The sequence below is a fragment of the Rickettsia conorii str. Malish 7 genome, from assembly GCF_000007025.1.
Classification (GTDB): domain Bacteria; phylum Pseudomonadota; class Alphaproteobacteria; order Rickettsiales; family Rickettsiaceae; genus Rickettsia; species Rickettsia rickettsii.
The window spans coordinates 369,651-386,920 of the sequence record NC_003103.1; the positions used below are offsets into that span (position 1 = coordinate 369,651).

Genomic DNA, 17,270 nt, shown 5'->3' on the forward strand with positions numbered 1-17,270 from the left:
TATTCAACTATCAAAACCGACAGTACTGCTGGTTGAGTTAGATTTATAACCGCTTAGATTATTTTGTGCCTTTTGAGGACTATTGCCGAAAAGGACTAGCCCACGTACCGAAATCTACTTCTGTCTCATCACCGGCAGAAATAGAGAATATTTTTAAAGCCATAGATACGGAAGCAAAGATAAGGGAGTGGTTTGATAAAAATTATCAAGTTCAAGAAGAAAAAATTGATAATATAGCTAAGTCACTAAATGAAGAAAATAAGTTTGCGATACTTCGCAGAAATCTAACTAATAAAAGTACCTCAGAAATAAAAAATATAGTTGAGAAAATAAACAGAATGCAAGTTGATATAGGTAAAGTATTGTTACTCGGTAGTGCAGGAATAGGTAAAACCACGTTAATGCATTATCTATCTTATAAATGGGGAAAAGAAAAACTATGGAACAACAAATTTGATTATGTATTTAGAATCAGGTTAAAGGAATTGTTAAGCTGGACAGTACGTTATGGTACTAATATAGATGACGAGATACTAAGTTGTTTTGTCCATTATTGTTTAGATTCTAACGATATAAAACTTGAAGATATAAAAAGCATACAAGATAAAGATAGGATATTATTACTACTGGATGGTTATGATGAGGTAGCGTTTTTATCACAGAGTAATCGTGATGACCGAGATATTATGGATTCGGTATTTCAGTATAAAAATATCGTAATGAGTTCTAGGCCTAATGCGGTTATAGAAGAAATGAGCAACAGATTTGAGCAGAAAGTAGACAATACAGGCTGGGATAGTGAGGGAATAGAGCAATATGTACATAAAAATTTTGAGTATGATAAAGAGCTTGGAACACCATTAAAAATCTTTTTGGATACTCATGGCCAAATAAAAGAAATATGTGCAGTTCCTATCAATACTGCATTAATATGTTTGGTTTGGAGCGATCAAGCAATAAGGGATAAATTTCAAAAAAAAACAGTAATCAAGATTTTAATATAAGTCGTTTATATAGTGAAATAATAATTTGTTTTTTTTCTAGATGCCTATTATTAAGCCAGTTTATTATTTCACTATATAAACGACTTAAATATAAAAATAAAACTGAAGCTAATAATCACTTCAAAAACAAAATGAGTTTTTTAGAGCAAATAGCTTATGAGTCGTTTGTTGCAACAGGGAAGTGAGTAGAGAACAAAGTAGTAGAAAGCAAGAAAGATATATTAGATATAGACGAAGTTATAGAACAAGGGATATTAAGAATAGAAGGGCAAAATTTTCAATTTATTCATTTAACATTTCAAGAATATCTAGCTGCATGTTATTTAAAAAATCAGTTAGCAGATAACAACACAAAATATAAAGCAGCAAATTTTATAGGTGCGCATCGAAACGATCCGAAATATCTAATGACTCTGAAGTTTCTAGCAGGGATGGTAAGTAATGAAAATAATCAAGAGTTAATAGAAATATTTTGGAAAGCTGTAACATGTAATGTGGATAGGATATTAGAGTTAGGGATTGAAAGAAAGATTATACTCTTAATGCATTTATTAGCTCAAAGCAACATTAACGGGAAATTTGATAGTAGAATACCGAATTTAAAACAAATACAAAATTTAATAGATGAAGTTGTGCTAAAAGATATTACAGGTTGGGAACAACATATAATAGACAGTGGTTATTTATCGGAAGCGATTGTTAAAACAGTAAATGAAAAATTACAAAATAAAAAAACTGACCCTCAAGAATTTAAACAAGTTATAGGAATCATCACAGGATTAGCAAATAAGAAATGAATGGGGCAGTAAAACAAAAATTTATAAGAAGTTAACAAGCCTATTAGAAATTAAAGATGAACAATTACAAAAATTAGCCCAAATATTAGATGAGACGATAGATAAGACAGTATTACAGGAAAGTTAAAAAAAATAATACAGTTATTAAATAAAAAGGTATTAAATGAATATGTAAATATAATATTGATTGAAATAATTAATATTATGCCTAATTTAGATATAAAAATATTAAATCAGGAAAAAATTATACAACAAATACTTAGTTACTAAAAGCTTAGTTAAGATAGTAAATACAACACCTAATATAGCAGCACCCAAGGCATTTAATGCACTGCAAGAATTATTTAATGATCCTATAGAACATTTCAAGTTCGAGGCAGTTTCAGTTTTAGTTGAAATAGTAAAGGCAAAGCCTAGTTTAGTAAAAGAAGCATTGAACATATTGAAAACACTAATCCGTAATGCCTAATTATGTCAAATTTGATACTGTGCAATCTTTAAAATCAGAATAACTATTTGGTAACCCTAATAATGAAATTTTATATCAAGCTACTCGAGAAGCTTAACTGAAATGCTAAGTGTAATGTATGAACAATAAGCTTTAAATACACTGCACGATCTACTAAATGATTCTAATATTTATATTAAGGCTACGGCTGTTGTAAGCTTATAGTTAATATATATTGTACCAAGTTTAACATTAGCAATAAGTATATTGAAAGAAGTATTAAACGATTCCGGCAACGAAGTCAAAATTGTAGTTATTTGGAGCTTAACTGAAACAGTACGTATAAATCCTAGTTTAGCCCAAGAGACATTAAAAATATTGAATACACTACTTAATAACCCTAGTAATTATATTGAATTCACAATCGCCAAAATCCTAGGTTGGATAATACAAATAAACCCCAATATATCACATGACGCATCTAAAATACTGAAAAATTTATTTAGTAATTCTGACAAATCCAAGTCTGCTTTAAGTTTAGTTGAATTAGGAAAGGTAAAACCGGTAGAAGAAGCATTTAAAGTGTTCAAAGATATACTCAGTGATCCTTATGTTGACAGATATGCTAAGTATGCAATTGCTGTAAGTTTAATTAATATAATAAATGTAAGATCATTTGATAAAGCTAGTTATAAACAAGTTAATAGGTTAATAAAAATAATTGATCTACATAGAACTCAAAATTTTGATAAGGATTTATATTTAGAAATAGACGCCAAAACCACTCTACAGACAATAACCGATTACATCACTTAAGAATATGAAAAAAGTAAAAATCCTGAAGTAATAGAATGGTTTATTGCGAGTTTTAACGAATTGCCGAATATAAGCGAAACGCAAATCTTTTTAAAAGAAATATGTAAAAGCATATTAAAAGGCGGTGTGATAAATGAGTTGAGCGTAAGTTTATTTTAAATGGTATAAAGAAATATAATTTTACTTTTACGGTATCGGTTAGTAAAGCACCAGGAATAGAAGGCAAGATAATATTTGAAGATAGAGACTATGAAATATTTACAACCGATAATTCAGCAAGCAAAATAGTAAGTTTAGAGGAGTTTATAACTAAATTACTTGCAGAAACAGACGATCCGTTAGCAGAACAATATAAAATAAACCTCTATTCCGAAACAAAGGATTAGCTCTTAAGATAGCAGCAAGTGATATTAATTACGTAAGTAGTATTACAACTGAAAAATATATTTTATCTTATGCAGGTGATAATAAAGATAAGTGCAGTATTTTCAGTGATCATCTAATATATAAATTTGGTGAGGATAATTTAAAGAAAATAGCCACTATTTATCCAGCAGAAATTAACACAGAACTAAGAGGGCAACTATTTAACGAATTAGCAGCCCAAGAACAATGTGATTGCTTTATTAAGAATGAAAAGCTTAAGCCTGAAGAAGAAAAACAGATATTTAAATATAGTAGTAAAATGAAGTTTGCAAGTGAAATAATTCAAGATGCAAAAATAAGGTTGAAAACCAGTAATTTTAAATTACTAGATGTCGGGGCAAATAAAAGATTAGATGCCTATGAAATTAAGATAGATAGCCACAATAAAACACTATAGTGGAACAATACAAAAAGCAGAAATCTTTAGAGAAATTGAAAGTTTAGTACAAGAAAGCCCATTATTATACGATTACTGTAATGCATTTTATTGGAATATAAAAATATCATAAATGCTTGCTGTATTGCTGAAACTAAAATATTTAAAAATAATATTAATGAGCAAGAGGGTATAATAAAAATATTAGTAAAAGGTATAGATTTAATAACGCAAAGTTTCTTAATAGATATATTAACAGATTTGGCTTGCAGTATAGTAGCAGCAAGGCATGAGAGAAAGCATGGAAATAAAGTAATTAGTATAAACGATATTATTCGCAATAAAATTGGAATGGAAGATTTAGACGGTAACTTAAAGAAAATAGTTATTATTAAAACACAAGAACGTAGAAACGAAATAATAAATCTCTCAAAAACACCTATATCAAATTCTGATTCTACTAGATTTCGAGTTAATATAAAAGAATTAGGTAATGTAGTTAAAGAATTTAGGCTTTCTAAAGCTATAGAAAGACATGATCAGGATAATATAGCTGTGCAACTAGCTTTAAAGGACTCTATTTTATTTATTGAATCTTTATATGCAAACCGTGATGATATATTGAATGAAAAAAGTGATATATTTTTTAGAAGAAGATAATATAAAGAAGAAAGTTTTTGGCAGATAAGCTTTATACGGGATAAGTAATAACAGCGCTAATAAAACATAATGAAGTTGCTTAAATACCAAAAGGTTAAAATTACTATGCTTCTTTAGGATTAAAAAGCCATTTATTATTACAATTTTTAATTTTTGTTTTAATTGTAATCAACTATTATTAATAAAAATAAGAAATGACTTTTATGGAAGATTTAAGCTCTTGGAAAGAAAAGTTTGAAACTTGCGTTTACGCTCAAAAACTATTAGACAACATCGAATATTTAAATGCTAAAGTAAAAAATCCTGTTGATATAGAAGAAGTTAAAAAAGGTATCTACTACGCTCGCAAGTATCACGACTTACAAATACGTCAATTAGGCGATCCTTATTATTCTCACCCGATTGAAGTAGCGATTATGCTCGCAGAGTTTGTAGCCGAAGACGCTCCTAAGCTTTATAATGCTATTATGCTGCAAGCTGTTTTACTGCATGAGACTATTGAAGATATAGCACTGACTGAAGAAGTAATAACTATTGGACCGGAAGTAGCAAAGCACGTAGAGGGTTTAACTAGAATAAAACCTTACGGAAAAATAAGTAGTGAGAAAGGTCTGAATTTGCTAGTTAGACAAAAAAGATATGATACAGTATTAATAAAGTTCTTTGACAGAATGTATAATTTACAAACTTTAGGTGCTAAATCACCTGAAAAAATGAGGAGAGTTTAATTAGTGTTGTAAAAATTGTTGTGTATATAGAGGCACATGAAATAAAACAACAATTAATTAAACTGTGCTACAAATAAATTTTGATGAATAATTTCTGCAGGGCTATAATTCACAGTATTTTTAATATATTAGCACAATAAATATATGATACATAAAATGCTACAGGACCTGTACAATCTAATAAAAAAAACGCTATAGTAGTTTTAATATTACTTTTATCTTCTTAGGATCAATATTAGCGTGTTCTAAAGTTTTTCTTAAATATCGTTTAGCATCCACAAACTCCGGTGTCTCTCTAAGCGAAGTTCTCCCGATGACTCCTACTATAGTGATTCCAGCACCGATTAAAAAAGCTATACGCCAACTAAAACCAAATGAAGTAACTAAAGAAGCTAAGCATCATGCTCCAAAACCACCTAATATACAAAAACTATCTAAAGTTGCTACAGTTGGATATTGTACAGGTGGTTTAATAAATTCAGTTAAATATACATATGCTCCTATTACTTTCCCCATTGAGGATATGACTTGTGCCATACGGTATGCTATCATAACCCATGTAGCTACAATTCCTATTTCATCATAAGCTGAAGATTTGCCATAATAAAACAAGCTATAGTCATAATCAAAGTAGTTATTATTATAGTTGATTTTTTCTTCCTATATTATCACCAAGCCAACCAAAGATTAATGCTCCTATCGGTCTAAATACATATGTTGAACATAATGCAGCTGCTTCATAGATTAGAGCAGTCTGAGGATCAGCTTGAGGAAAAGCTCGTTGAGAAGCACTGCTGCCATATGTACATATAAATATAAATCAAAATATTCAAGAAAAGTGCCAATAGACAAAATACCTCATGCTTGTTTTGGTTCTCTATTTAAACTTGTTTGTGCTTGCTCATAGCCGAGCATAAATTCTTTATAAAAAATTAAATTGTAAAGAAAATCTATACTATTTTATATAAAAGTCAATAGAAAATTTCGCTTTATACGAAAATCAGAAAGTGAAGTGCAACTTATTATTAATTTATGTTATCCATTTTGTCAATATAATTGCACTAGTTTAAAGCGGTATGTCTGTGTACCTGAGCATTCATCACAAGCCCAAAGCCGATTAACATGGATGCGATCATTGTTCCGCCGTAAGAAATAAACGGTAGCGGTACGCCTACTACGGGAAGCAAGCCCATAACCATAGCTATATTAATAAATACGTGAATAAATAAGATTGAAGTAATACCTATTACCATTAATTTACTAAAAATCTCTCGGCAATTTGCGGCAATTAATAAAGAAATAGTTATAAGTGCAAAATATAATATTAGTAAAAACATTCCTCCTATAAAGCCGAACTCTTCAGCGAAGGTAGCAAAGATAAAGTCAGTTTGATGTTCGGGAAGAAAATCCAAATGGCTTTGGCTACCTTGATTTAAACCGCGTCCAAATAGGCTACCTGAACCTATAGCGATTTTAGACTGAATAATATTATAACTAGCACCGAGCGGATCATGTTCGGGATCTAAAAAAACCATTACCCGTTTTTTTTGATAATCATACATCATATTCCAAGCAATAGGTAGGCTAATAAGAGCAGCAAGACCTAGTATTATAAAATATTTTATTCTAAGACCTGCCGCAAAAAATATAATTGCCGAAACAATTAAAACAATCATTCCCGTACCTAAATCTGGTTCTCTAATTATTAGAAAAGCCGGTATTAAAACTCCTATAATCGGTATAATAACTTTATGAAATTTTGTAAGATCATAAATTGTTAGTGAATGGAAATATCTAGCAAGCATTAGTACAACGGCGATTTTTATTGGTTCGGAAGGTTGAAGCTTAACTATACCGATATCAATCCATCTTTTACCGCCCATGGCAGTTGAGCCGAAAAGCTCCACGGCTACTAGTAAAGCGAGTACGCACAAATAAAAGATATACGATAACCTAAATATTATGCGTAAATCAATTAATGCAATAATAATAGCTAAAGGCAAGAATATACAAAAATTTATAATTTGTTTATAAGCCCAGGGCTGCAAATTACTATTTGCTGCAGAATAAAGCACAATGAAACCAATACAGCAAATTAAGCTAATTAGTAAAATTAAAGTAATCGGTAATTTTTGTAATTGTTCTAGATAATTTTTATGCATTGTTTTTGTATTCAGTAGAGGTGTTGTATGTCATTCCTGCGCAAGCAGGAATCCAGTACTTTAAAGCTTTTTAAAAGCTCAATTTATTGCGCTTGTTCCTGGCTTCCTGCTTGCGCAGGAATGACATAACAGGATTCCAGCCACAAATCTGCTAACTAAACCTCAACATCAAACACCTTAAAAATAAATACTAATTCGTCAGCTATCTCTTTCAGATAATCAAAACGACCGGCAGAACCTTTATGTCCCGTATCCATATTTGTTTTTAATAATAAGGGATTATTGTCCATTTTTAGTGCTCGTAATTTTGCTACCCATTTAGCAGGTTCCCAGTAACCTACACGTGGGTCGGATATACCGCAAGTAACGAATAGAGCAGGGTAGTTTTGTGCTTTTACGTTATCATAAGGGGAATATGATTTAATATATTCAAAATATTCTTTCTCTTTCGGATTACCCCACTCGTTATATTCCAAGAGAGTTAACGGTAAGCTTTCGTCAAGCATGGTACTCAAAACATCAACAAACGGTACATGCGCGATTGCTGCTCTATAGATTTCCGGTTTTTCGTTGAGTATGTAACCGATTAACATACCGCCGGCACTACCGCCCATTATTACTATATTGTTGTTACTTGTATATTGCTCGTTAATTAAAGCTCTACTACAGGCTATGAAGTCTTCAAATGTTCTTTTTTTGGTTAAAAACTTAGCAGCTTCATACCAATCATGACCTAGATCATCGCCACCTCTAATATGAGCAACTGCGTAAATAAAACCGCGATCGGCAAGTGTCACTGCTGTATTTCTAAAATTGACGGGCATAGCGATGCCATAAGCACCGTAACCCATTAGATATAAAGGATTTGAACCGTCTTTTTTAAATAAAGATTTTTTATAAAACAAGGTTATAGGTACTTTTACATCTTCATTATCTGCAAATATTCTCTCTACTTTATACTCCTCCGGGTTAAAGCCTGAAGGTATTTCGTGGCTCTTTAATATCGTTAATTTATCGCTATTAAAATCGTAACTATAAGTGGTATTGGGTCTTGCTAGAGAAGAGTAATCTATTCTGATATCGTCTTCCTCAAAGTTTGTAGAAAAACTACTTGCTTGGAAACTTTCGTCGGGAAAATAAATTGTATTTTCTTGTAAATCTTTAAATCGCTTTATTTTAATTAGCGGTAAACCTTGGTCACGATAGTTTAAGATTAAATAATTATTTGTAACATTAAAGCTTTTTAAATATTTGTCTTGTTCTTCCTTAATATAAATATCATCCCAATCATCCCAGCTAGTATTTTCAAAATTATTTACCGGCAGTTTTATAACATGGAAATTTTTAGCTTTATAATTAGTTTTAATATAAAAATAATCGCCATTATATTCTATTTCATAGAATATTTTGTTTTCTGCAGCTCGTACTAATTTAGGCGTAAAACTATCATCCTGCATAGAAATTACGTAAATTTCATTTTCATTATGATCGCCTGAATTTATAAAAATATATTCATGACTTGCTGATTTCTTGCAGCTGATAAAATGAAGAGGGTTTTTTACCTCGAATATTAATTTATCCTGAGTGACCTCTTCACCTAGACGGTGAAACATTACCTTATCCCAGCGTTGATTCTCATTAATAGTAATATAGAAAAAGCCGTTTAAGTGTTCATGCCAAATTATAGTAGGAGCTACAGCTAAATTTCGATCGCTTGATACAAGCGAATTTTGCGGCATTCGCCTATGCTCACGTACATTTGTACGTTCCGCAGGCTTGTCCTGAAATTCATCTTGTCTGAAGCGATCGAGATTTAGCTGTACATTGCCTAATTCATCAGGTAAGTATTTTTGTTCTTTAAGGTTGTATATTTTGATATTGTATTGTTCATTACCTGTAAAATTAACACTATAAGCCATTAAATTGTGATCAGGTGACATTGCAACTGTAGCAACATCAGTAAAACTGCTATTTGGAGCAAGAAGGTTGACATCTAATATTACTTCTTCTGCTGAATCCATATTATTATGCTTTCTGCAATATATCGGATAATTTTTATTCTCCTCTACTCTATGGTAATAGTAATAATCTTTGTTCTTAACATAAACCGATTCATCGTCTAATTTAACCCGTCCTTTTAATTCTTCAAAAATCTTTTCCTTATCATTTTGCAGATCGGCAAAGAAATTTTCGGTATATTGATTCTCAGCTTTTAAATAATCTAAAATTTTAGAGTCTTCTACATTTGGCCACTTAGGATCACGCAGCCAGTGATAATCATCGTTTATTGTTGTTTCGTGAACTTCAAAGTTGTAATTTTGTTTGTCTGTTATTGGTGGTTTCATGTTTTTTATTTTTTTGTGTTGTTATGCCTAAAGTCGTCATTGCGAGGAGCCGTAGGCGACGCGGCAATCTAGTAAAATAATAAAAAAATTCTGTAATCAGGATTGTTTACTAGATTGCTTCGTTGAAACTTACAGTTTCTTCTCGCAATGACGATTTTGGTATCTATACAACATCGAATTATTGTAGTGTTAAAATCAAACTAATTAATAGGAATAATACAATCAATATAGCAGTTTGCTGATTATGCCAAGCAGATATTTTACTTAAAATATTATCCCAAATAACCTTAAAATTAAGATATTCTGCTGCATCTTCGTTATTGTCTGCCGTTTCTTTATATTTATCGATACTGAAATATATAAATTTTTCAATATATTGGTATAGGTCAAGGTTTATGTTTTCTGTCGAAATGCGTGGTATTTTTCTAAATATTAAAGCCAATAACAGTGAGATTGCAAGGATCACTAGCTTAAAGTTAGCAGTATGTGATATTTGAATAGGGTAGAATAAACATATGCATAAAGTTATGATGCAGAAAGAGAGGTAGGTTATAGTTCTTATGTCATTCCTGCGGAAGCGGGAATCCAGAAATATTATAAAGCTTTTATTTTTAAGGTTTTTACTGGATTCCTGCTTTCGCAGGAATGACGTAGAACTCTCCATCAACAACCCAAATAATACGGTACAAGTCGCTATCTTGGAAAATAGCATTACACTATTCTCGTTTAAAATATTAGCTATTTCATCTTTAATATAAGAAGAACGAATAGGCAGTATAGATGTATAGATCAATATACTAATAACAAATCCGCTTAATAAAATAAAATTAATTTGAGTATTCTGAAGATCTTGGTAATTTTTAATATCATACTCATCTTCTATATAAGCGAAATATAAAGCAAATAATCCGTTATATAATATATGTATGAATATAAAGCTTGTAATAAGATAAGCTATATTTGGAGATTTTATGCTAATAGCCGTTAATATAAAACCAAGCTGTGATACGGTAAGATAACATATTAATCGTTTAAGTTTTTTTTCAATTAGAGACAATACTAATCCGTAAATGATCATTGATATCCCAAAAAACTTTAATATCTCAAGACCGCTAAATAATTTTAAAATGATAATTAAAATAACTTTAGTAGTAAAACTAATTAAATATACAATACCGCTACTTGAAGCTATAGGATAGCAATGAACCACCCAGCCGTTTACAAAAATAGCCGAGGCATTAATTAAACAACCTGCAAGTATGAATATTGCTGGTAACTCAAAATTATTTACTGATTCTGTTAAAGAAGTAAAAGTCGTATTACTTGTTGTTTGGATTAGAAGAGTCATACCGATTAAGATTAGCCCGCTGCTGAATAAATGAGTGAGGAAATATTGACGTGCCGGTTTTATCTTTAATTGGTCACAAAAAATAATTATGCAGGCAAAAATCGTCATGAATTCAAGCGAGATTATCATGGAAATAAAATCAGCTGCAAATACGCATATAATAGAGGATAAACAGTATAAACTACCGATTAAGCATTCTAATTTTCTATTTTGGGAAATTGTATAAAGATTTAAGATAGCAGTAACAATTAGAAATGCTAGAGCTATTAGCTGATTTTGTGGGTGAAAATCAAACATAAGCTCAAAATTAGTAAGCGGAAATGTACACTTGGTATTTTGAATAAACATTTTAATCCTTAGAAGAAACTGTTAAAACCTCTAGTCCCTGGATTCTTTTAAAGTCTTTTACATTTAGAGTTAATATCAGAAAACCTTTTGTAATAGCCGTTGCTGCAATAAGCATATCATGAGTTCCTATAGTTATACGTTGTGTGTATAAATCATGAGTAATACGTGCATATGTATATACTTCTTCAATACCGAAAGGTAATATAGTAAACAGACTTTTTACGTATTCTATAAAAGCTAAACATTTTATACGTTTATTCTCATTCTTGACTCTATATACTCCTATTAATAGTTCAGTTAACACAATAGGGCTAATATAAGTCTGACCGTAATGTGACCATTGCTTAGTACTGACCTTTTCTCTTTCTAAAGCTATGATTATAGCAGTATCAATAATTAATCCCATCTTTCAACCAATTTTTTAATATCTTGTTTAGTATTGTATCTTATTTCTTCGCGATTTTTCATGAATTGATCAGCATCTTCAGGATCAAGATGTGGACCATTTTTAAAAGCTTCCTCTAAGTCTCTTACTGCTACAGAAGGCTTGATTTCTGCAGGCGTAATCCTTGCTACGATATGATTACCTTTTTGAACGTCAAAGCTTTCGCCTTTATAGTAAACTCTATTCATAATATCTGAAAAAGATCGTACAAATTCTGTTGCTCTAATAATTTGTGCCATATTTATCCTCAAAAATAATTACCATATTTATACCTTTGATACTTCAAGATTTGGTACGTCAAATTTCGGGATTCGCATGTGCTCACTATTGTACGCTGTGTAGGTGCACTGCTTATTTGACTTCCAACTTTTGAAGTATCTACGGTATACATATTATATGATTATGTGTATATTATGTAAATATGTTTATGTAATATAAGCTAAAAATTCTCTGATTAAGATTTGAATAAAATAGAAAAGAGTTACGGCACAGCAGCACATTATTATACTAATTTGCATAGAGTAGGGGAGTGGTTTTGTTACGCTAGATTCTACTAAAGAAGGTTTATAAATAGAGCTTAATATTTTGAGCAGGTAAAGGCTTGAGAATATACTACTAGCTATTACGACAATCATAACAATGATTTGATTCTGTTCGCTTGCGGCAAGTAATATTGAGAATTTGCTAATAAATCCGCTAAAGATAGGTATACCGATTAATGATAATGAAGAGATAGATATAATAAAAGAAATTAAAGGAAATTCTTTGGATGTACCATGTAAATTCTGTACTTGATTGGTTTTCTTTAAACTGTAAATACTTCCCATACTATAAAATAAGCAGATTTTTGTAAAAGAATGTGAAACTAAATGGAGTATTGCGGCTCCAAGTGCCTTAGGTGTTAACATGAAAGCACTAAGCAATGCAAGGCTTAATTGGTTCATAGTGGAGTAGGCGAGTATTTTTTTGATATTATCCGTGTCTAGGGCTTTGATTGAGCTATAAAATATGCTTACTATCGGTATAAAAATTAACCAGTTAAACTCGGCAAATATCATTTGTAAATACGATAAACCGAATATATATAATAGGATTTTGTAAATACAAAATAATCCGGTTTTAACCACTATTACGGCATGCAGCAAACTACTAATGGGGTAATGTGCAACCATTGCAGCAGGAAGCCATGAATGCACCGGAAAAATGGCAGTTTTAGCAATACCGCAAATAAACATTAACAATAAAATAATTGACTGGTTTTTGGAAAAATAATTTTCTACTAAACTCCCACTTGCAAAATCTCCGTTACCGGTTTTAGTATAAATAATTATCACTGCCGGTAAAAATAATATTGTGGCAGAAATCATCAGAATTTTTAGATATTTATATAACCCGCTAAGTACTATATTATTTTTGGTATGTCCTATTAAAAAAGCTGTAGAAATAGTTAAAAGCTCATAGCAAATAAACATCGTGAATAAGTTGCTAGATAAAGCAATTAAAACACCGATTAGAATAGTGAAGTTAAAGAAAAATAAGAATCTAGAAGAATAGTCTATATTATTAATAGCAAGATATTTAGAAGTGTAAAGTAAAGCACAAATCCATAAAAAGCCTATTAAACTTAAGAAAATAAGCCCTAAAGGTTCAAGATGGAATCCTATAGAGTAATTACCGAATATATTAAATTCAAATCCTGCTCTAATACCTTTTAAAAACAACCAGTCTATAATTAAAATATTACCGAAGAAAAAAATAGCAATAGTAATAAGTAAAAAATTACGTATAAAGCTATCTTTTTGAGTGGCATACGGGCTAGTTAAGTTTAATGCACCAACTAGCAAAGTTGATAGAATCAAAAGATTCGGAGTAGTAAATTGTGTAATCATGATAAGCTGTTATACTTTTTTTGATAGTATGGTTAGAGCATTACCTGTATGGCTTTCTATGTCATGCCTAGCTAAAAGTGGGGGAATCCAGAAAAAGCGAGATAAATCGTGCTTTTAGTTTTAAAAACTTACTGTGTTTATATTTTTTAATTACTGGATTCCCGCTTTCGCGGGAATGACAATAGTACCATTTTATAATGGTAAAATAACGATCCTACGGAGCTAAGTAAAATTATAATAAAATCTAATAGTAGATTGTGTGTTAATAATAATTCAAGAATATTTACTTTGATAAAAAATAATGGACTGATAGGTAAGCCACAGCTGCACATAATAGCAATTATTATTAAAACTTTGTTGGGCTCTCTTTTATAGCTTCCATTATAAGCATCTATCAAGAAAAGAGCTATTTTATTTATACTATCCGCAAGTAATAAACTTGGTAAAACTATTATACCGTTTTCGGTTACGTATAATAAAAATACGTAACCTATTTGAGTACAACATGAATAAATTATAATATTCTTGAAATCTTTTGTTTGGTAAGCAAAATATGGGGCTATAATAAGAGTAGCTAAAGCGATAGGTTTTATAAAATTTGTAATAGCCGTTTTAATTGTCTCATAGCCTATAATAATATAAGTAAATTTATATATTATATATATTCCTATTATAGTAGAAATCCCTGCTAAATATACTAAAATAACTGAAGCCGTGTTATTATAAGCTCTCATCATCCAAAAATGCATAGGGAAAAAAGCTGTTTTTAAAATAGCACCTATTAAGAAAAAACCGATAGCTATAGTGATTATACGGGAATTAGTATGTTCTTGTAAATACGCTGCAATTTCTGCCATATTCAAACTACCCGTAATGCTTAGCAGAAATCCTATAGATATAAGAATAAGAGTTGCACCGATACTACCTATTATCAAATAATCAAAAGCTCCGATTAAAGATTTTGGATTATTACCTGAGGCTATCAGGACATAGCTACTAAGTGCTGAAATCTCTATAAATATATATAGATTAAAAAAATCGTGAGTAGCCATCATCCCTAAATAGCCCGTATGAGCGAATAATAATATACCGTAAAATAAAGATTTTCTATTATTGTTTATATATTTTAAGATAGTTTGATTAGTAATCTTATGACAAAAAACTAAAAAGAATAATAAAACCAAGTTAAGATAAATAATAATAGCTTGGTTTAGTGCATTTAGCCGATATTCTATTCCTATTTTTGAAGTCCATCCTCCCATGGTGTAAGATAGCTCCGTATTTTGTATAATGCTATATCCATAAACACTGACCAAAAGGCTAGATAAAATACAAATCGTAGTAATTATTCGTGCAAAGGTAATAAAGCGAAAAGATATTATTGAGAGTAAAGCCCCAAATAAAGGGAATAATATTTGTATGATAGGGACATGGTTAGCTAGAATCATTTATCAAAATTAATTTCATTTTCTGATATTGTACCAAAATGTTTATAAATTTGATATATTAAACTTAAGGCTACGCTAAGAGTAGCAAATCCAACTACTATAGCAGTTAGCATTAATACATGAGGCAAAGGGCTAGTGTAAGTAGTGATGCCCTCTTGGAAAATAGGTACACCGCCTGTTTTAATTTTTCCGATACTTAAATAAAATACTAACACCGAACTTTGAAAGATTCCAAGCCCGATAATTTTATGAATATAATTACGACTTGTAAGCATTATAAATAAGCCGCTAGTTAGTAAGATCAAGGCAAAGAAATATATTAAATTATGCATAATTATATTGTTATTGTAAGAAAAGTATTGTGACGTGAATCAGTTTCATCGTCATTGCCGCAATGACGTTGGTAGACATTAATACGCTTTGAAAGACTGATTAAATACGCATGTGACTTTTTTGCCCTTACGTATAGCGAGCTTAGGAAAAACCTGTTCAAGGATCACCATATTAGGATTATCTTGAGCAAGGCGATAATTTACTAAAGATTCTCGAAGTGAATCATCTACAGCAAAAATACCGGAAATTTCAGCGTTTTTATCTCTAAATTGCAGATAAGTAAACTCACCGTCATCAAAAATTTTAATAGGAGCTATTTCTTCGCTGCCGCTAATATAGTAATTAAAGTTATATTTTTCAGGATGAGTCAGGTCGGGACTTGCTAGGGCAGCAGAAAAAGTTTGCATATGACCGCTCATATTGTCATTTTCGTCATCCGGATAAAGAAACTTTACGTTAAAGACCATTTCAGGATCACGCATATCAAGAGTTTCGGCGGCATATAGTTCAAAGAAGTACGTCCGTTTATTAGTAATTAAAGTCATATTAGTAGTAGCATCCGGTTCCATCGGTTTAATAAAAATCCTATGACCGGCAGGTACTATTTGCCATGAAGTAGTATCTCCCATAGAAATACTTACTATTTCCTCGTCTCTTGCTAGTTCTATACTTGCTTGATAGCCGTAATATCCTGTGAATTTGAAAACATCGTCAGGGTTATAAGTCATAACTCTTAGACGTGGGTCTCGACCTAGAGGTCGTGATATAGTAAGAGCAAATACATCTAATGTAAGTATTATAAAAGTACAAAATATTATTAGTTGCTTCATATTATTTCTGATTTTTATTCCTTAATAATTTTAGCTTGTAACTAGTAACGGTAAAATTGAACGGCATATCAGGTGATGTATTTGTACTGATAGAATCCATTATAAATCCGATTCTTGCTTCCCATACCATATTTTCTAAAATTGCATCCGTACTATTTTTTGCCAATGATTCAAAAGTAACAACTGCCTCGTTATTGTTTATATTGTTAATTGATAATATATTAATTGAGCGTCTATATAGTTTTTGATATCTTATGACCGGTGATAATGGGTTATCAATATTCATAAAATTAGCAAATTGCATATAAACAATACTCGTAGAAGCATTTTTGATAAAGGTAAATTGTTCTTTTAATATATCGTAATTGTATTCTTCTCGTTGGTTTACATAATTCTGAAGCATAATATTTGCAATAGAGATATAAGGCTTTACTAATGTTGAATGTTTAGTATTAGTAACGGCAGCTTGTTTTTCGGCATCATCTTTTATTAAATACTTTACTTTTTTGTTTATAGGTAGCAATATGTTGATATTTATACAAATTAAGGTTAATAATAAGGTAAAAATCGTGCATATTAAAAGCAGAAGACTTCTATGACTTAACGGTAAGATATACTTAAAATTATACCATTTTCTTGCATCAATAAAATATTCGCCGGATTTTATATATTCTTGTATTGCGTTGGTTAATGGGTCCATAATTACTAGATTAATATCTAATTTTATTCTGTTTTAACACTCTATCATAATTATTATAATATGATTATGATTTAATTTAATGTTATTTTAAGCTATAAAATAAGTTTATATTGTTGCTACAATACCAAATATTGTTTAACTTTAAAATTAAAATAAATAAATTATAA

General features: G+C 30.5%; 17 protein-coding genes and 1 pseudogene. 7 read left to right on the top strand and 11 right to left on the bottom strand.

What is annotated here, in order from left to right:
- Window positions 1-65 precede the first annotated feature (65 nt).
- From RC_RS01880 to RC_RS09825, 7 genes are all read left to right on the top strand, one after another.
- Window positions 66-1,004 carry an NACHT domain-containing protein gene (locus RC_RS01880; protein ID WP_010977025.1) on the top strand — a complete coding sequence of 313 codons (939 nt, stop codon included), beginning with the start codon at window positions 66-68 and terminating at the stop codon, window positions 1,002-1,004.
- 407 nt (window positions 1,005-1,411) lie between these two features.
- Complete coding sequence (locus RC_RS01885; protein WP_010977026.1) at window positions 1,412-1,801, top strand: hypothetical protein; 390 nt, start codon at window positions 1,412-1,414, stop codon at window positions 1,799-1,801.
- Window positions 1,802-2,516: 715 nt separating this feature from the next.
- The gene (locus RC_RS01895) at window positions 2,517-3,065 is read left to right on the top strand and encodes a hypothetical protein (protein WP_010977027.1); all 549 of its coding nucleotides are present in this window, start codon (window positions 2,517-2,519) and stop codon (window positions 3,063-3,065) included.
- A gap of 685 nt (window positions 3,066-3,750) precedes the next feature.
- Complete coding sequence (locus RC_RS10135; protein ID WP_233417455.1) at window positions 3,751-3,888, top strand: hypothetical protein; 138 nt, start codon at window positions 3,751-3,753, stop codon at window positions 3,886-3,888.
- 90 nt (window positions 3,889-3,978) lie between these two features.
- Window positions 3,979-4,527, top strand: a complete 549-nt coding sequence (locus RC_RS01900; RefSeq protein WP_010977028.1) for a hypothetical protein — start codon at window positions 3,979-3,981, stop codon at window positions 4,525-4,527.
- 203 nt (window positions 4,528-4,730) lie between these two features.
- Window positions 4,731-5,255 (top strand): HD domain-containing protein, encoded by a 525-nt coding sequence (locus RC_RS01905; RefSeq protein ID WP_016830695.1) that lies wholly within the window; start codon window positions 4,731-4,733, stop codon window positions 5,253-5,255.
- Between the two features lie 313 nt (window positions 5,256-5,568).
- Window positions 5,569-5,841: a hypothetical protein gene (locus RC_RS09825; RefSeq protein ID WP_029374441.1), complete on the top strand. Its 273-nt coding sequence runs from the start codon at window positions 5,569-5,571 to the stop codon at window positions 5,839-5,841.
- 475 nt (window positions 5,842-6,316) lie between these two features.
- Here the strand turns inward: RC_RS09825 and rodA are convergent, their stop codons facing one another.
- The 11 genes and pseudogenes from rodA to RC_RS01960 form a co-directional block, all read right to left on the bottom strand.
- Window positions 6,317-7,417, bottom strand: coding sequence for a rod shape-determining protein RodA (rodA, locus tag RC_RS01915; protein ID WP_010977031.1), 1,101 nt, complete (start codon window positions 7,415-7,417; stop codon window positions 6,317-6,319).
- 155 nt (window positions 7,418-7,572) lie between these two features.
- Window positions 7,573-9,762 (bottom strand): prolyl oligopeptidase family serine peptidase, encoded by a 2,190-nt coding sequence (locus tag RC_RS01920; protein WP_010977032.1) that lies wholly within the window; start codon window positions 9,760-9,762, stop codon window positions 7,573-7,575.
- Window positions 9,763-9,940: 178 nt separating this feature from the next.
- Complete coding sequence (locus RC_RS01925) at window positions 9,941-11,458, bottom strand: proton-conducting transporter membrane subunit (RefSeq protein ID WP_010977033.1); 1,518 nt, start codon at window positions 11,456-11,458, stop codon at window positions 9,941-9,943.
- Window position 11,459: 1 nt separating this feature from the next.
- The gene (gene vapC / locus RC_RS01930; RefSeq protein ID WP_010977034.1) at window positions 11,460-11,864 is read right to left on the bottom strand and encodes a ribonuclease VapC; all 405 of its coding nucleotides are present in this window, start codon (window positions 11,862-11,864) and stop codon (window positions 11,460-11,462) included.
- Window positions 11,855-12,142: a type II toxin-antitoxin system antitoxin VapB gene (vapB, locus tag RC_RS01935; protein ID WP_029374442.1), complete on the bottom strand. Its 288-nt coding sequence runs from the start codon at window positions 12,140-12,142 to the stop codon at window positions 11,855-11,857. Before vapB ends, vapC begins: the two co-directional genes overlap by 10 nt.
- A 30-nt stretch (window positions 12,143-12,172) precedes the next feature.
- Window positions 12,173-12,297: pseudogene (locus RC_RS08875) on the bottom strand (palindromic element RPE5 domain-containing protein); the annotation flags it as partial.
- A gap of 31 nt (window positions 12,298-12,328) precedes the next feature.
- Window positions 12,329-13,792, bottom strand: coding sequence for a proton-conducting transporter membrane subunit (locus tag RC_RS01940; RefSeq protein ID WP_010977036.1), 1,464 nt, complete (start codon window positions 13,790-13,792; stop codon window positions 12,329-12,331).
- Window positions 13,793-13,938: 146 nt separating this feature from the next.
- Complete coding sequence (locus tag RC_RS01945) at window positions 13,939-15,240, bottom strand: proton-conducting transporter membrane subunit (RefSeq protein WP_010977037.1); 1,302 nt, start codon at window positions 15,238-15,240, stop codon at window positions 13,939-13,941.
- Complete coding sequence (locus RC_RS01950) at window positions 15,237-15,572, bottom strand: Na+/H+ antiporter subunit C (RefSeq protein WP_010977038.1); 336 nt, start codon at window positions 15,570-15,572, stop codon at window positions 15,237-15,239. Before RC_RS01950 ends, RC_RS01945 begins: the two co-directional genes overlap by 4 nt.
- A 78-nt stretch (window positions 15,573-15,650) precedes the next feature.
- A complete protein-coding gene (gene virB9, locus RC_RS01955) occupies window positions 15,651-16,403 on the bottom strand; it encodes a P-type conjugative transfer protein VirB9 (protein WP_010977039.1) in 753 nt (250 codons plus the stop codon).
- Window position 16,404: 1 nt separating this feature from the next.
- Window positions 16,405-17,103 (bottom strand): virB8 family protein, encoded by a 699-nt coding sequence (locus RC_RS01960; RefSeq protein ID WP_010977040.1) that lies wholly within the window; start codon window positions 17,101-17,103, stop codon window positions 16,405-16,407.
- Between the last annotated feature and the right edge of the window lie 167 nt (window positions 17,104-17,270).

Excerpts from the sequence above, each read along its gene's own strand:
- vapB (WP_029374442.1), bottom strand. The coding sequence starts at position 12,142 with ATGGCACAAATTATTAGAGCAACAGAATTTGTACGATCTTTTTCAGAT.
- RC_RS01925 (WP_010977033.1), bottom strand. The coding sequence starts at position 11,458 with ATGTTTATTCAAAATACCAAGTGTACATTTCCGCTTACTAATTTTGAG.
- RC_RS01950 (WP_010977038.1), bottom strand. The coding sequence starts at position 15,572 with ATGCATAATTTAATATATTTCTTTGCCTTGATCTTACTAACTAGCGGC.
- RC_RS09825 (WP_029374441.1), top strand. The coding sequence starts at position 5,569 with ATGACTCCTACTATAGTGATTCCAGCACCGATTAAAAAAGCTATACGC.
- rodA (WP_010977031.1), bottom strand. The coding sequence starts at position 7,417 with ATGCATAAAAATTATCTAGAACAATTACAAAAATTACCGATTACTTTA.
- RC_RS01885 (WP_010977026.1), top strand. The coding sequence starts at position 1,412 with ATGACTCTGAAGTTTCTAGCAGGGATGGTAAGTAATGAAAATAATCAA.
- RC_RS01940 (WP_010977036.1), bottom strand. The coding sequence starts at position 13,792 with ATGATTACACAATTTACTACTCCGAATCTTTTGATTCTATCAACTTTG.
- RC_RS01920 (WP_010977032.1), bottom strand. The coding sequence starts at position 9,762 with ATGAAACCACCAATAACAGACAAACAAAATTACAACTTTGAAGTTCAC.
- RC_RS01960 (WP_010977040.1), bottom strand. The coding sequence starts at position 17,103 with ATGGACCCATTAACCAACGCAATACAAGAATATATAAAATCCGGCGAA.
- RC_RS01945 (WP_010977037.1), bottom strand. The coding sequence starts at position 15,240 with ATGATTCTAGCTAACCATGTCCCTATCATACAAATATTATTCCCTTTA.
- virB9 (WP_010977039.1), bottom strand. The coding sequence starts at position 16,403 with ATGAAGCAACTAATAATATTTTGTACTTTTATAATACTTACATTAGAT.
- RC_RS01905 (WP_016830695.1), top strand. The coding sequence starts at position 4,731 with ATGGAAGATTTAAGCTCTTGGAAAGAAAAGTTTGAAACTTGCGTTTAC.
- vapC (WP_010977034.1), bottom strand. The coding sequence starts at position 11,864 with ATGGGATTAATTATTGATACTGCTATAATCATAGCTTTAGAAAGAGAA.
- RC_RS10135 (WP_233417455.1), top strand. The coding sequence starts at position 3,751 with ATGAAGTTTGCAAGTGAAATAATTCAAGATGCAAAAATAAGGTTGAAA.